The following is a 15,524-nucleotide window of genomic DNA, read 5'->3' as shown; positions in this document are numbered from 1 at the left end:
CTCCACCACTAGACCCTTATAGAACCATATTCTAGAACTAGGTTCGCGGGCTAGGCCGGTCCTTTCATCACGCTTCAGCCGCCTTCCGGCGATCTTCGCCGAATGCCCTCTCAATGGAACGGGCCTGGTCACCGCCGCATCCGCCGCTGGCGCGTTGCGTGGATCCCCGTCCCCTGCACGGATAGACAGGGACCATGGATTTCTCACGGGGGGCCGCCCGCGTCGTGGCGGCGCTGGCCATGATCGCGATCTCCTCCTGCGGGGGCGTCACGGACAACCTGGGAACCGCTCCCGCCGCACGGTCGACCGCCACGTCCGTACCTCCGACGGGCGCTCCCGAGGCGGTCGCGCTCGAGAGCGCCCTCGAGCAGGTCATCAAGAAGGTCCTCCCGTCCATCGTCCAGATCACCACGGATCAGGGGCTCGGCTCCGGGATCGTGTACGACACGATGGGCCACATCGTGACGAACGCCCATGTCGTGGGCACGGCCCGGGAGTTCCAGGTCACGCTCGCGAGCGGCGGGCAGCCGAGGAAGGCCACCCTCGTCAACACATTCCGCGCCGGCGACCTGGCGATGATCAGAGTCGAGGACGCCCGTGGGCTCACCCCGGCGTCCTTCGGCCGCTCGGCGCAGCTTCAGGTCGGCCAGATCGTGCTCGCCATGGGCAACCCCCTGGGCTTCTCCGGCAGCGTGACCCAGGGCATCGTGTCCGCCCTCGGGCGTACGGTGTCCGGCCGGGGACCGCAAGGCACCCCGGGAGCCACGATCACCAACGCCATCCAGACGTCGGCACCCATCAACCCGGGCAACAGCGGAGGGGCGCTCGTCGACCTGTCCGGGCAGGTGATCGGCATCCCGACGTTGTCGGCGGTCGACCCCGAACAGGGGGCGGCGCCCGGCATCGGTTTCGCCATCCCGAGCGACACCGCCACCGACGTCGCGGGGCAGATCATCAAGTACGGCCGGGTCATAAACAGCCGCCGCGCCGCCCTGGGCGTCCGCGTGGGCACGGCCGTCGACACCGCCGGGAACCCGATCGGGGCGGTGGTGGGCGCGGTGACGCCGGGCAGCGGGGCGACGAAGGCCGGAATCAAGCCGGGCGACGTGATCGTCAGCATCAACGGCATTCCCACGCCGACCTCGAACGCCCTGTCCCAGGTGCTCGCCACGCAGAAGCCGGGCAACCGGGTCAAGGTCCAGCTCCTCCACCCCACCGGCCGGACCACCACCGTCACGGTCGAGCTCAGCGAGCTGCCGGCCAGCGGCTAGCTTGACCGGACAATCCTGACAAAATAGTGCGAGAAACGCCGATTTCGCTTGGTGATGGGCCCGACGCCCTTGTTACGGTCGTGCCGTGCTCACCCCTGAAATCACCGAGTTCATCGCCGGGCTGCCCAAGGTCGAACTGCACGTCCACCACGTCGGCGCCGCCTCCCCGAGGATCGTCGCCGAGCTGGCCGCGCGCCACGAGGGGTCGACGCCCGTTCCCGCCGACCCCGCCCTGCTGGAGTCGTTCTTCGACTTCCGCGACTTCGCCCACTTCATCGAGATCTATCTGGCCGTCGTGGACCTCATCCGGGAGCCGGACGACCTCTGGGCCCTGATCCACGGGGTCGGCCGCGACCTGTCCGAGCAGCGGGTGCGTTACGCCGAGCTCACCGTCACCCCGTACACGCATCTGCTGCGCGGCTTCGCGGACGCCGAGTTCTGCGAGGTCATCGAGGACGCGCGCAAGAGGGTGGAGGCCGACTTCGGCACGGTGCTGCGCTGGTGCTTCGACGTTCCCGGGGAGTCGGGCGTCGCCGGCGCCGACCGCACGTTGTCCGTCGCCCTCGACCAGCGGCCCGACGGGCTGATCTCCTTCGGCCTCGGCGGCCCGGAGATCGGCGTGCCCCGCGGCCAGTTCGTCCCGCACTTCTCCGCCGCCAGGGCCGCCGGCCTGCACTCCGTGCCGCACGCGGGCGAGAGCACCGGCGCACAGACGGTCTGGGACTCCATCCGCGACCTTGGCGCCGAGCGGATCGGCCACGGTGTGCACAGCGTGGAGGACCCCGCCCTGCTGGAGCACCTGGTGACCCACGGCATCACCCTCGAGGTCTGCCCGACCTCCAACATCCGCACCCGCGTCGTGCCCACCATGGCCGAGCACCCCCTGCCGGAGCTGGTCAAGGCGGGAGTCCCCATCACGATCAACTCCGACGACCCGCCGATGTTCGGCACGACCCTCAACCAGGAGTACGCGGTCGCCGCCGAACTGCTCGGCCTCGACCGGAACGGGATCGCCGACCTGGCGCGGTCCGCCGTCCGGGCCTCCTTCCTCGGAGCCGAGGGCAAGTCCGCCCTGCTCGCCGAGATCGACGCGTACGTCGGCTGAGGAGACCCGACCGGAGAGGTCAGAACTCGTCGGCGCCTGCCACCTGGACGATCGGGAAGACGTGGCGGGACGCGGCGCAGACGGTCTCCAGCACGTGGATGGGCACGTCCTCGGCCGAATACCCCGCTCGCACGATCTGCACGACCCATTCACCCGGGTCGAGCTCCAGGACGGCGGCCTCGGCCTCCGTGGGCGGGCGGGCCGTCAGCTGCTCCTCGGCCCGGCCGAACCGGTGCCCGAGCGCCTCGATCCCCGCCTGCAGGCTCGGCCGTACGAACCCGGGGTCGCAGAGCGGGGTGCCGCCGAAGAGGTCCAGCCGGAAGTAACTCGTCGCGACACGGACGGGCACGTCGTCGGCCAGCATCATCTTGCGCCGGGCCAGGACCTCGGCTCCGGGCTCGACGCGCAGGGCGAGGGCGACGTGCTCGGAGGCGGGCTCAGGTCCCACGTACACCATGCGCCGGTCGGCCCGGATGCCCTGCCGCCCGGCCTCGGTCATGAACAGGGACGCCGAGCCCCGCACCGCGGGCTCTGTGGGAAGCGCGCGTCGCACGAGGACCCGCGGCCGGCCTCCCGCCCTGTCGCCGGGAACCGTCCCGCCTCGCACCCGTTCGTCCACAGCCGCCCGGTCTCCTTCCGTCCGCGGACCACCACAGCGACTCTAGCCAGGGACCGGAACCTCACCGCGCACGAGGGGACGGGATCCCAGAAACAATCAAGGGCGGCCGATCCGGCGGTAAATCGCCGAAACCGACCGCCCTTACGGCGATCCACGCGTCTCACGGACGCGCACGTGGAGGTGGCGGGAATCGAACCCGCGTCCTTCAACACCAAGACGAGGCTTCTCCGGGCGCAGCCTGTTTACGCTTTTCTCAGCCCCGGTGATCTCACAGGCGAGTCGCCGACGGGCTCAGTCACTGTTTGGTTTCCCGCTCGACCCCGTGACCGGGTCGGTCGGTTGAGCCTCCTAGCGATGTCAGATCCGGGCCGGAGGCGCTCCCGGGCTGACAGAGGTCACTCGCTGCTTAGGCGGCGAGAGCCAGGGAGTCCTGGCCGACCTCAGTGCGCATGTTATTGGCACTTATTGGTTTGCGGTCACAGTGTTAACGAGGTTATGTCCGCAGTCCTCGGCCCGCTTCCCTTGCCTTGCAATGCCGAAGTCGAAACCGGTCACCCCCTGTTGAGTTGTCAATCCCCCGGCTCCAGGAGCCGAGAAAATGAACCCTACATTCTCAACACTCGCGGCGCGAACCAGATTCCTGCCGGGACGGCGAAGCCCCCGGGACGCGGCATAGCACGCGCCCCGGGGGCCGACCGGCAGGGTCGAGCCGGTCCGGACGGAAGGGCTCCCCCCGAGATGGAGCCCTGATCTCATCACGGTGACCGGGACCGCAACCCCCCAAGCGGTGCCCAGTCACTGAGAAAGACGCCACAGACGGGCTCGATGGTTGCCTCTGGGGCGGAAGTTTTTCAGGTCTGCGGCTGCAGGTATTTGAAGAAGTTCCCCGCGATGCCGGCCGACGTCGTCGCGTCGGCGCTGTGGGACAGCACGGCGACGGCCACGTCGCCCTGCCAGCCGACGAACCACGACAGGTTGGTGCGCTTCTTCTTCACGACCTGGGTCACCTCAGAGGCCACGCCGTGCACGGCGCCCCCTCTGGCCGCGGCGGCCGAGGCGGTACCGCGCGTGACGCCGAGCCGCATCAGAGTGCGCAACGACTCGACTCTGGCGGGGTCGAGCGCCTTCGGCGGCGTCGGGGCCGCGGGAGGCGCCTCGGCCGAGGCGTCCGGCGTGGAGGGCGAGGTGACGAGCACGGGGGGCCGCCAGGTGCCGGAGTCGACCGCCGCGGCGACCAGCGCCATCGACAGAGGACTCACGCGAACGCTCGTGCCGGCGATCAGCTTGGCCACGGCCGCGTCGGTCGTCGCCTCGGGAACCGAACCGGTGAACGTCTTGAGCGGCAGGCCCCAGTCTCCCCCGATGCCGAACTGGGTGGCGCTGTCGGCGAGGGCGCTCCCGTCGACCCGCCGGGCCAGGGAGGCCAGCGCCGTGACGCACCCCTGCGCGAAGTCCCCGGAGAACGTGGGGGTGGCGGGCGACAGCAGTCCTGGCTGGACGAAGCGCGTGCCGCCGACCGTCCGGTCGGCGCTGCAGGGAACCCGCTGCTTGGGGGACAGACCCTTCTCGAGGAGCGCGTCGGAGGCGATGATCGAGAACGTCGTGCCGGGCGGGTACTTGCCGGCGAGGGCGTCCTTCTCCTGGTTGAGCTGGTTCGTCGAGACCGCGAGGATCTCGCCCGAGGTCGCGTTCACGGCGACCAACGCTGCCGGCCGGGAACCGGCCACGGCGCCGTCACCGGCCTGCTGGACGCGGCTGTCGATCGTCGTCCTGACGGAGTCGTTCTTCCGCCCGGGCCAGGCCTTGAGCTCCTTGACCTGCTGTGACGTCTTGGTGTCCAGGATGATGACGCGGGTCTCCGTCGAGCCGGTCAGCTGGTCCTGGTAGGCCTTCTGGAGGCCGTCCCTGCCCACGGTGTCGCCCGCCCGCTGCGGCCCGCCGAGCTGCTGCTCGGCCTCCGGCGTGATCGCGGCGACCCGGCCCACGATCTGGACGGGCGACTTCGGGGCGACCGGCGGGGTGTCCGGCTGGATGACGAGGTCCTTGATCGCCGCCAGCTTGGCCTGGATGCTGGCGTACTTGGTGCCGCCGAAGGTCGCGAGCGGGACGAAGTCCTGCGGCGGTGAGGACAGGATCCGGCTGAGCAGCCGGTCCTGGGCGAAGCCGGTGATCTTCGAGAGCTGGTCGCACAGCCGGCCCGGGTCCTTGACCTTCGCGGGGTAGACCCCGGCCACGTAGAGCTTCGTCTCCTCCTGCAGCGGGTTGCCCTGGTTGTCGAGGACGGGCTTGCGGCCCTCGGGCACGGTCGCGACGGCGAGGCGCTGCCCCGCGTGCAGATCGGGGTGGATGACGCTCGGCGACCAGCGGACCTTCCACACGCCGTCCACCAGATGCAGCGGCAGGGCGCCGTCGTACTCCCACAGGGGGTTGTTCTCCCCCAGGTCGACCTGGGCGTGGAACTCGGCCTTGGCCTCGTCGCCGGTGCGCTGGATGCCCTTCATCGAGAACCGGATCGAGGCGGCGTCGAGCTGCACCTCGAAGTTCTGCAGGGCGCCGCGCACGGTCGCCGGATCACCGTCGACCCGCTTGGCGGCGTCGGCGTAGTCGCCGGTCTGCCACCCGACCAGGAAGTCCCGGACGGCCTCGTGCGGTGACGGCTCCTCGAAGCAGCCGGTGAGCATCGGTGTCACCAGGCCGATCGCCAGCGCGGCGCGCAGGACTCTCGCGTGCACGGACACGGCCTAGCGGCCCCCCCTGCGGCGGACCGCGTTGGACATGGCGCGCGCCATGTCCCGGTTCGCCTGCTTCTCCATCAGGGTCTGCCGCTTGTCGTAGTCCTTCTTACCCCGGGCGACGCCGATTTCGATCTTGGCCTTCCCGTCCTTGAAGTACATGGAGAGCGGGATCAGTGTCAGGCCCCGCTCCTTGAGCGTGGCGCTGATCTTGCTGATCTCCTTGCCGTGCAGCAGCAGCTTGCGGGTGCGCCGTGAGGCGTGGTTGGTCCACGTGCCCTGGCTGTATTCCGGGATGTACACGTTGATCAGCCACGCCTCGCCGTTCTCCACCGAGGCGTAACCGTCGGTGAGGTTGGCCTTGCCCGCGCGGAGCGACTTCACCTCGGTGCCGGTCAGCACGAGCCCGGCCTCATAGGTGTCCTCGATGAAGTACTCGTGCCGGGCACGCTTGTTCTGGGCGATCAGTTTTCGCCCGATCTCACGTGGCATACAGGGAGCCTACCGTTGACGCGGGGGGCGGAAACGACGTGCGCGCACGCTCGGGAGACCGCCCACCGGTCACACGCGCAGGTAGCGACGGAGCGTGATGAACGAGGCGAGCACACAGATCACCACGCCGACGGCCATGGTGAAGGTGATCACACCCGCGACCGTGTTCCATCCGAGCGGGATGGCCATGTAGGTCTGGATGCCCTCGAACAACAAGATCTTGGTGACGATCAGCAGGACCGCGGCGAAAACGCCGCCGATGAGGCCCGCGATCACACCCTCCATCACGAACGGCAACTGGATGTAGATGTTCGAGGCGCCGACCAGCCGCATGATGCCGGTCTCCCGTCGCCGGTTGTAGGCCGACAGGCGGACCGTGTTGCCGATCAGCAGCGTCGCCGCGAACACCATCAAAATGGCCACACCCAGGGCCATGTTCCTCAGCTTGCCCAGGAATCCGAAGTAGGTGTCGAGGATCTGGCGCTGGTTGACGATGTTGGAGACGCCCGCCTGGCCCGTGATGCTCTCCGTCACGGCGGTGGCGTTGTTGGGGTCCTTGAGCTTGACCCGGAAGGACTCCGGCAGGTCGTCGGGCTGCACGACCGACAGCAGCAGGCTGTTGCCCTGCTGCTCCTGGAAGTTCTTGTACGCCTGGGCCTGGTCCTCGAAGTCGACCCGCTCGACCTCGGGCATGCCCGCGATCGTCTGCTTCAGCGCCGCCTTCTGCTCGTCGTTCAGCGGGGGCTTGCTCTTGCACGACGGGAAGACGTCGTCCTTCTTGCACAGGAAGACCGACAGCTCGACCTTGTCGGTCCAGTAGCTGGTCATGGACGAGACCTGAGAGTTGATCATCAGCCCGATGCCGAGCAGTGCCATGCCGACCGCGACGGTCACGATGACGGCGATGGTCATCGTGAGGTTACGGCGAAGGCCGATCCAGACCTCGGAGAAGATGAAGTTGGCCCGCATGCTCCCAGTAGCTCCTAATACGCCTGACCGTAGACGCCGCGCGACTGGTCGCGGACGATCTTTCCGTCCTCCAGCTCCACCACGCGCTTGCGCATGGAGTCGACGATGGCGGCATCGTGAGTGGCCATGAGGACGGTGGTGCCGGTCCTGTTGATGCGGTCGAGCACCTTCATGATGCCGATGCTCGTCGCGGGGTCGATGTTTCCAGTGGGCTCGTCGGCCAGCAGGATCATGGGTCGGTTGACGAAGGCCCGAGCCATCGCGACGCGCTGCTGCTCGCCGCCGGAGAGCTCGTCGGGCATGCGATGCGCCTTGCCCTCCAGGCCGACCAGTTCGATGACCTCAGGCACGACCTTGCGGATGAACCGCCGCGGCTTGCCGATGACCTCGAGCGCGAACGCCACGTTCTCGTAGACGTTCTTGTTGGGCAGCAGCCGGAAGTCCTGGAAGACGCATCCGATCCGGCGCCGCAGGTGGGGAACCTTGAAGTTGGACAGCCGGGAGAGATCCTTGCCGGCGACATGGATCGCACCGGAGTTGGGCCGCTCCTCTTTGAGGACCAGGCGAAGGAAGGTGGACTTCCCTGATCCGGAGGGACCGACGAGGAACACGAACTCGCCCTTGTCGACGTCCACGCTCACGTGGTCGAGGGCAGGCCGGTTTTGGTTCGCGTAGACCTTGCTGACATTATCGAAATGGATCACGGGCGCATCACGGCAAGCCAGTCTAGGGGGCGGGACATCCAACACGGAGGGCGACCGTAAGTTTCGATCGACGTTCCGGTTGGCCGTACCTCAGTGTAGGGGTAACACTGGCATGGAACGTCCATAACGGAAACAAAACGATTAGGCCTTGGATCATGGGATGGTAATGGTGCTATGAGCTGCGAACATCTGATCTGCGCGGCCTGCGCGGGCCCTGTGGTGGAGGGCCGGTGCCCCGTCTGCCGCGAAGGACGCGCCAAGCTTCACCACCACGGGTTCATGGGCCTTTCGCCCGTGCTCATCGCACTGGCCATAGTGCTCGCCGTCGCGCTGCTGGCCCTGTCCCACCTCAGCGGGTACTAGACCCGCCGACCCACGCCGGCGGGTGCTTCAGGACCCCCGATCAGTGCGCCTCCTGGCGGCGCATCCACCGGATCTCGCCCTCGATGAACTCGTCGAGGTCGCCGTCCAGGACGGCGGTCGGGTTACCCGCCTCGACCCCGGAGCGCAGATCCTTGACGATCTGGTACGGGTGCAGCACGTAGTTGCGGATCTGCGTGCCCCAGGAGGTGGTGCTCTCGCCGCGCAACTCGTTCATCGCGGCCGCCTCCTCCTGGCGCTTGCGCTCCAGCAGCTTCGCGGACAGGACGGCCATCGCGGAGGCCCTGTTCTGCAACTGGGACCGCTCGTTCTGGCAGGACACCACGATGCCGGTCGGCAGGTGGGTGATCCGGACGGCCGAGTCGGTCGTGTTCACTCCCTGACCGCCGGGACCCGACGACCGGTAGACGTCGACGCGGAGGTCGTCCTCGTTGATGTCGATGTGGTCGGTCTGCTCCACGACCGGGACCACGTCCACTCCGGCGAAGGAGGTCTGGCGGCGGCCCTGGTTGTCGAACGGGCTGATCCGCACGAGGCGGTGGGTCCCGTGCTCCCCCCGGAGCGTGCCGTACGCGTAGGGGGTCTTGACCACGAAGGTGGCCGACTTGATGCCGGCCTCTTCAGCGTAGGAGGTGTCGTAGACCTCGGTTCCGTACCCGTGACGCTCGGCCCACCGCAGGTACATGCGCATCAGCATCTGCGCCCAGTCGGCCGCGTCGACGCCGCCGGCCTGGGAGTTGATCGTGACGAGCGCCTCCCGCGAGTCGTACTCGCCCGCCAGGAGGGTCCGGACCTCGAGCGCGCCGATGTCGGACTTGAGCGAGGCCAGTTCCTTCTCGGCCTCGGCCAGCGCGTCCTCGTCGCCCTCCTCGGCCGCCAGTTCGAACAGGACCGGCAGGTCGTCCAGGCGGCGGCTCAGGCTCTCGACGCGGTTGATCTCACTCTGCAGGTGGGACAGCTTGCTGGTGACCTTCTGCGCCTGCTCGGGGTCGTTCCACAGATCGGGCGCGGCGGCCTGGGCCTCCAGATCGACGACCTGCTTGCGCAGGGCGTCGACGTCGAGCACGTCCTGGATGCCCCTGAGGGTGCCGGTAAGCTCGCCGATCTCTTCGGCCGGATCGATGACTGCCACGTCTGTAAAGGGTACGCGAACGGAGGACGTCGTCGGGTCTCGCACCTCGGCTAGCATGTGGATCCTTGTCCTAGGAGGCTGCGTGAACGGGGTCGTCCGGAGTGCGCTCGCCCTGGCGCTGCTCGCCGGCACGGCTGCCGCCTGCACGCGCTCGGCGCCGCCGGCGCCGCCGGCGAGCCCCGCCGCGGCCACGTCGAGCGCCCCCGCGCCCAGCCCGAGCCCCGAGCCGCAGGCCGTGACGATCCCCGACGCCGAGAAGGCGTTCGACGGGTTCCTCGCCACCGACGAGGTCCTCAGGGTGGCGGGCGCGGACAGGTGGACGCTCTCACTCGCCCGTGACGCCCAGCGTCCGATCACGGCGGCGCAGATCCACTCCTCCGGCGCCGAACCGCCGCGCTACACGTGGTCACGGCCCAAGGTCTTCGTGCCCCGCCAGACCGCGAGATCAGGCACCCAGTGGTTCGCCGCGACGGCCCAGCGCCGCACCTCGAAGGGCGACGTCCGCACGGCCGTGTTCGCCTTCACGCGGCCGAACGCGGCCTCCCGGTGGCAGAACAGCTTCGAGTCCCTGATCTACCCGGGCGACGAGCCCCCGGCGATCGCCACGGACGCCGAGGGCTATGCGACGGCGCTCGACTCCCGGGACGGGAGCATCGCGGTCAGCCCCAACCTGATGGGCCCCCTGCACGCCACGGTCGCCGAGGAGGGACAGGAGGGCTACGCCTCAGGGCTGATCGCTCCAGGCCCGCAGACGACCGGCTTCGCGGCGGCGATCACGGCCGACCGGGACAGGGCCAGGGACAAGGACTGCATGGACTACCAGTCCATCTTCGCCATCGCCGCGAACTATCCGATCTTCGCCCTGCGCACCGCCGGCGGGGGCGGCCTCGTCTTCTACACGCTGTCGCGCACCTCGACGTGGACGCCCGAGATCAAGTGCAGCGAGGGCCGCCCGGTGCTGATCCCCCCGGCGGCCCGCTGGACTTTGAAGAACCCGTTCATCAGGAAAGAGCGCAGGATCGAGGAGACCCAGCAGTACGTGAGCGCGGTGCCGCCCAAGACGTCCACCGCGCCCGCTCATGTCATCGCCTACGACAGCGTCGTCACCAGGGCAACCGCCACCTGATCACCCGCCTCACGGCTCGGCGTGCGGCAGGTTGCTCGTCGCGACCAGGGTCCGTACGGCCCGCAGCGCCACCGAGAGCGTCGCGAGGTCGAAGGTGTCGCTCTCCCAGATCTCCGACAACGTCTGCCTGGCCCGGTCGACGGCGGCGTTGTTCGCCTCCGACCAGCTGGCCAGCCGCTCCTCGGGCGACAGGCCGGGCTTGCTGTGGATCAGCACGTCGCGGGTGAGCGTGGCGTGGGCCGCGTACAGGTCGTCCCGCAGCGCGGACCTGGCCATCGAGTTCCACCTGCTGTCCCGGGGCAGGTGGATGACCCGCTCCCTGAGCCGCGCGAGCTGGAGCCTGTCGGCCAGGTCGAAGTAGACCTCGGCCGCCTCGTTCACCGGTCTCCCCGTGAACGAGGCGATCTCCACCAGGTCGAACGTGGAGTACGCGGGCACCATCGCGGCCACCCGCTCGGCCAGGTCGTCCGGCACGCCGCGGGCCACGAAGGAGTCCCTCCGCTCCTCGAACGCCACCAGGTCGGGGCCGGTCAGGAGCTTCGGAAGGTGCGGAACCAGGCCGTTGGAGCCCTCGATGAGCGACTTGGCGGTCGACGCGAGGTCGAGCGGAGGCCGCCGGTTGCCGAGCAGCCAGCGGGTGCCGCGCTCGGACAGCTTCCTGGCCTCGAAGAGCATCGCGAGCTGCGTCGCGGTCTCGACCTTGTTGTCCAGCGACTCCACCTGGCGGCGGAAGGCGGCCAGGTCGAACACCTCACGGGTCACCAGGTACGCCCGGACGACGTCGGCCGTCGAGGCGCCGGTCTCCTCCCCGAAGCGGAACACGAAGCTGGTGCCGCCCGCGTTGACCACGTCGTTCACGACGCGCGTGGTGATGATCTCCCGGCGCAGCGGGTGGGAGTCCATGTACGGGCGCAGACGCTGCCGCAGGGCCGAGGGGAAGTAGGACACGAGCCACGACGCCAGGTACGGGTCGTCGGGGATGTCCGAGGCGAGCAGCTCGGCGTCCACCGCGTGCTTGGTGTAGGCGAGCAGAACCGCGAACTCCGGCGCGGTGAGCCCCAGGCCCGCCTGCCGGCGCTCGGCCAGCATCTTGTCCGACGGCAGGAACTCCAGCTGCCGGTCGACCACGCCCGCCCGCTCCAGGCGCCGCAGGTAGCGGGCGTGGATGTGCAACATCGAGGACGCCTGAGCCCGCGAGGCGGCCAGCACCACGTTCTGGGCGTAGTTGTCGTCGAGCACCAGCTCGCCCACCTCGTCGGTCATCTCGAGGAAGAGCTGGTTACGCTGCTTGTCGGTCATCTCGCCGTCGCGGACGACCTGGTTCAGCAGGATCTTGATGTTGACCTCGTGGTCGGAGGTGTCCACCCCGGCCGAGTTGTCGATGAAGTCGGTGTTGACCAGCCCGCCGCCCAGCGCGAACTCGATCCGCGCCAGCTGGGTGAGGCCGAGGTTCCCGCCCTCTCCCACGACCTTGCAGCGCAGGTCGGCGCCGTTGACCCGCAGGGCGTCGTTGGCCTTGTCCCCCACGTCGGAGTGGCTCTCAGACGTGGCCTTCACGTAGGTGCCGATGCCGCCGTTCCAGAGCAGGTCCACCGGGGCCTTGAGGATGGCGCTGATCAGCTCGTTGGGTGCGAGCGCGGTGACGCCGGCGGGAATGCCGAGCGCCGCCCGCATCTGCGGGGACACGGGAACGGACTTGGCGGTCCGCGGCCACACGCCGCCACCTGCCGAGATGAGCGCCCGGTCGTAGTCGGCCCAGGAGCTGCGCGGCAACGCGAAGAGCCTGCTCCGCTCGGCGAACCCGCGGGCGGCGTCGGGCGTGGGGTCGACGAACACGTGCCGGTGGTCGAACGCGGCGACCAGCCGGATGTGCTCCGACAACAACATGCCGTTGCCGAACACGTCGCCCGACATGTCGCCGATGCCGACGACGGTGAAGTCGGTCGTCTGGACGTCGACGCCCGTCGTGCGGAAGTGGTAGCGCACAGACTCCCAGGCGCCCTTGGCGGTGATGCCCATGGCCTTGTGGTCGTAGCCGACCGAACCGCCGGAGGCGAACGCGTCCCCGAGCCAGAAGGCGTACTCCTTGGACACCTCGTTGGCGATGTCGGAGAACGTCGCGGTGCCCTTGTCCGCGGCCACCACCAGGTAGGTGTCGTCGCCGTCGTGCCGTACGACGTCGGGCGGGGGGACGACCTCGCCGGCGACGAGGTTGTCCGTCAGGTCGAGCAGGCCGGAGATGAACTGGCGGTAGCACGCGATGCCCTCGGCCAGCTGCTCGTCGCGGCCGCCCGCCGGCGGGCGCTTCACGACGAACCCGCCCTTGGAGCCCGTGGGCACGATGACGGTGTTCTTCACGGTCTGGGCCTTGACGAGGCCGAGGACCTCCGTGCGGAAATCCTCCATCCGGTCGGACCAGCGCAGGCCGCCGCGGGCGACCTTGCCGAACCGCAGGTGCACGCCCTCGACCCTCGGCGAGTAGACGAAGATCTCGTACTTCGGCCGCGGCAGCGGCAGCACGCTGATCGCCTGCGGGTCGAACTTCAGCGCGATGTACGGCTTGCGCCTGCCGGAGACGAGCCGGCTGCCGCCCGCTCCGGCGTCCCTGCCCTCGCCGCCGGCGGTCTGGAAGGCGTTGGTGCGCAAGGTGGCGTTGATCATTTCCAGGTAGGCCCGGAGGATGCGGTCCTCGTCGAGTGAGACCACCTCGTCGAGCGAGGCGAGGATCTCCTCCGTGAGCGCCTCGCACATCTCGGTCCTGCCGTCCTCGGGCCGCCTGGGGTCGAGACGCGCCTCGAAGAGCCTGACCAGCAGCCGCGCCAGCCGGACGTTGCCGAGCAGCACGCGTTCGATGTAGCTCTGGCTGAACGTGGTGCCCGCCTGGCGCAGGTACTTGGCGTACGCGCGCAGGATCTCGGCCTGTTCCCAGGTCAGGCCGCCGGCCAGCACGAGCGCGTTGAAGCCGTCGTTCTCCACGTCGCCGCGCCACAACGCGCCGAACGCGTTCTGGAACAGCTGCTTGAACTCGTCGCGGTCCACGTCGTCCGCCGGTGTGTACCGCAGGCCGAAGTCGTAGATCCAGGCGTCCTGGGTGTCCGGGTCGTGGTCCCTGTCCACCTCGTACGGGCGTTCGTCGACCACCTCGACGCCCATCCGCTGGAGCAGCGGCAGCACGTGGGACAGCGAGATGGGTGCGCCCATCCGGTACAGCTTGAAGCGCCGCTCGCCCTCCGCCGCGCCGTACGGCTCGTAGAGGTTCATGCCGATCTCGGACGGGTCCCCGGCGAGCTGTTCCAGCCTCTTGAGGTCGGCCACGGCCGTACGCGGCGGGAAGTCGGCCTTGTACCCCTCCGGGAAGGCCGTGCTGTACCGGCGGACCAGCGCGGGCGCCTCCTCCTCCATGCACAGCTCGTTGATGGCGACGGCCAGGTCGTCCTCCCAGGAGCGGGTGACGGCCGCGAGACGCGACTCCAGCTCTTCGAGGTCGTTGGGGAGATCGCCGAGCGGTTTGCCGCGCTCGCCGCGGATGACCACGTGCAGCCGGGCCAGCGCCGACTCGCCGATCATCGCGCTGTAGTCGAGCGTCGTGCCGCCGAGCGCCTTGAGCAGGAGCTGCTGCATGGCCAGGCGGACCTTGGTCGTGTAGCGGTCGCGCGGCAGGAAGATCAGGCAGGAGATGTACCGGCCGTAGTCGTCGCGGCGCAGGAAGAGCCTGACCTGCTTGCGCTCGCGCAGCCTGAGGACGCCGAGCGCGATGCGCAGCAACTCGTCGACGGAGGTCTGGAAGAGCTCGGCGCGGGGGTAGGTCTCGAGGATCTCGATGAGGTCCTTGCCGTCGTGGCTGTCCGGGGGAAGCCCCGCCCGGTCGAGCACCTCGCCGAGCTTGCGCCGCAGCACGGGGACCCTGGAGATCGACTCGCTGTACGCCATGTGGGTGAACAGGCCGAGGAACCGGCGCTCACCGATCACCTCGCCGTCCGGGGAGAAGAACTTGACGCCGATGTAGTCGAGGTACTGCGGGCGGTAGACCGTCGCGCGGCTGTTGGCCTTCGTGACGATCAGGACCTGCTTCTCCCTCGCCTTCGCCCGCATCGCGGGCGGCATGGCGGCGAAGCTGTCCGATCCGGCCTTGTCGGCCCGCAGGATGCCGAGCCCGGTGCCGGGGACGGCCCGCAGACTCTCTCCCCCCTCGGTCTCCAGCAGGCGGTACTCCCGGGTGCCGAGGAAGGTGAAGTGCCCGTCGGCCAGCCATCGGAGCAGCTCCTGGCTGTCTTCGACCCCGGCGGGGTCGAGCGGAGGCGGCGCGGCCGCCAACTCGTCCGCCGTATGCACGGCCAGCGCCCGCATCTTGGCGAAGTCCTCGACGGCGCTGCGGACGTCGAGCAGGATCCGCTGCAGATCGCCTTCCAGCTGCTTGAGCACGGCGGGGTCCGACTGGCGGTCGATCTCGATGTGCATCCACGACTCGCGGAGCGGCTGGCCGGTGACCTCCGCCCGGCCGGCGACGTCCTCCTGGCCGGCTCCGGCCGCCAGCGCGCCGGTCACGTCGCGGCGCACCTGCATCTGCGGGTGGACGATCAGGTGCGTGCCCAGCTCGTGCCTGTCGATCTCGCTCGTCACCGAGTCGAGGAGGAAGGGCATGTCGTCGGTGACGATCTGGACCACGGAGCGGCCGGGATCCCAGCCGTTCTCCTCCAGCGTCGGCGTGTAGACCCGGACCACCGCCCGGCCCTGTGGCCGGTGCTCGGCCAGGTGCCGGTGGGAGACCGCCGGTCCGAACACGTCCACGGGATCGCGGTCGGCCAGGTCCTCGACGGGGACATGGAGGTAGTACCGCCGGAGGAAGGCGAGCACCTCCTCCACGTCGCCCGGCGCACCGGGTGCGTGGGCGCACCTCTGGGCTGCGGTACGGAGAAGCTCGTCCAGCGCTTCCTGCGAATTTTGCGCCATATCGAGCGGCATGTCGCTACTCACCCCTTTGTGAGTTTTCGAG

Annotated in this window: 11 protein-coding genes and 1 other RNA gene; 4 read left to right on the top strand and 8 right to left on the bottom strand. The window is 69.1% G+C overall.

The window, feature by feature from the left end:
- The first annotated feature begins 194 nt into the window (after positions 1-194).
- The gene (locus Pka01_RS23900; RefSeq protein WP_203885081.1) at positions 195-1,271 is read left to right on the top strand and encodes a S1C family serine protease; all 1,077 of its coding nucleotides are present in this window, start codon (positions 195-197) and stop codon (positions 1,269-1,271) included.
- A gap of 85 nt (positions 1,272-1,356) precedes the next feature.
- Complete coding sequence (locus Pka01_RS23895; protein ID WP_239115247.1) at positions 1,357-2,376, top strand: adenosine deaminase; 1,020 nt, start codon at positions 1,357-1,359, stop codon at positions 2,374-2,376.
- Between the two features lie 19 nt (positions 2,377-2,395).
- Here Pka01_RS23895 and Pka01_RS23890 read toward each other — a convergent pair whose 3' ends face one another.
- The 6 genes from Pka01_RS23890 to ftsE form a co-directional block, all read right to left on the bottom strand.
- On the bottom strand, positions 2,396-2,995 hold the full coding sequence (locus Pka01_RS23890; protein ID WP_239115246.1) for a GntR family transcriptional regulator: 600 nt from the start codon (positions 2,993-2,995) through the stop codon (positions 2,396-2,398).
- Between the two features lie 172 nt (positions 2,996-3,167).
- Positions 3,168-3,554: a transfer-messenger RNA gene (gene ssrA / locus Pka01_RS23885) on the bottom strand.
- A gap of 292 nt (positions 3,555-3,846) precedes the next feature.
- The gene (locus tag Pka01_RS23880; RefSeq protein WP_239115245.1) at positions 3,847-5,727 is read right to left on the bottom strand and encodes a penicillin-binding transpeptidase domain-containing protein; all 1,881 of its coding nucleotides are present in this window, start codon (positions 5,725-5,727) and stop codon (positions 3,847-3,849) included.
- Between the two features lie 9 nt (positions 5,728-5,736).
- Positions 5,737-6,219 carry an SsrA-binding protein SmpB gene (gene smpB, locus Pka01_RS23875; protein WP_203885080.1) on the bottom strand — a complete coding sequence of 161 codons (483 nt, stop codon included), beginning with the start codon at positions 6,217-6,219 and terminating at the stop codon, positions 5,737-5,739.
- Positions 6,220-6,288: 69 nt separating this feature from the next.
- Complete coding sequence (ftsX, locus tag Pka01_RS23870; protein WP_203885079.1) at positions 6,289-7,188, bottom strand: permease-like cell division protein FtsX; 900 nt, start codon at positions 7,186-7,188, stop codon at positions 6,289-6,291.
- Positions 7,189-7,202: 14 nt separating this feature from the next.
- Positions 7,203-7,892, bottom strand: a complete 690-nt coding sequence (ftsE, locus tag Pka01_RS23865) for a cell division ATP-binding protein FtsE (RefSeq protein ID WP_203885078.1) — start codon at positions 7,890-7,892, stop codon at positions 7,203-7,205.
- Positions 7,893-8,066: 174 nt separating this feature from the next.
- Here ftsE and Pka01_RS23860 point away from each other — a divergent pair, with 174 nt between their 5' ends.
- Positions 8,067-8,255 carry an RING finger protein gene (locus Pka01_RS23860; RefSeq protein ID WP_203885077.1) on the top strand — a complete coding sequence of 63 codons (189 nt, stop codon included), beginning with the start codon at positions 8,067-8,069 and terminating at the stop codon, positions 8,253-8,255.
- Positions 8,256-8,295: 40 nt separating this feature from the next.
- On the opposite strand, the gene prfB is transcribed toward Pka01_RS23860, so the two are convergent.
- Positions 8,296-9,405: a peptide chain release factor 2 gene (prfB, locus tag Pka01_RS23855; protein ID WP_203885076.1), complete on the bottom strand. Its 1,110-nt coding sequence runs from the start codon at positions 9,403-9,405 to the stop codon at positions 8,296-8,298.
- 82 nt (positions 9,406-9,487) lie between these two features.
- On the opposite strand from prfB, the gene Pka01_RS23850 reads away from it, so the two are divergent.
- Positions 9,488-10,531, top strand: coding sequence for a DUF8094 domain-containing protein (locus tag Pka01_RS23850; protein WP_203885075.1), 1,044 nt, complete (start codon positions 9,488-9,490; stop codon positions 10,529-10,531).
- Between the two features lie 9 nt (positions 10,532-10,540).
- On the opposite strand, the gene Pka01_RS23845 is transcribed toward Pka01_RS23850, so the two are convergent.
- Positions 10,541-15,493 carry an NAD-glutamate dehydrogenase gene (locus Pka01_RS23845; protein WP_203885074.1) on the bottom strand — a complete coding sequence of 1,651 codons (4,953 nt, stop codon included), beginning with the start codon at positions 15,491-15,493 and terminating at the stop codon, positions 10,541-10,543.
- Between the last annotated feature and the right edge of the window lie 31 nt (positions 15,494-15,524).

This window comes from Planotetraspora kaengkrachanensis, assembly GCF_016862895.1.
In the GTDB taxonomy this organism is placed as follows: Bacteria; Actinomycetota; Actinomycetes; order Streptosporangiales; family Streptosporangiaceae; genus Planotetraspora; species Planotetraspora kaengkrachanensis.
The sequence above is the reverse complement of the archived record's forward strand: the minus strand, read 5'-3'. Positions and strand labels throughout refer to the sequence as shown.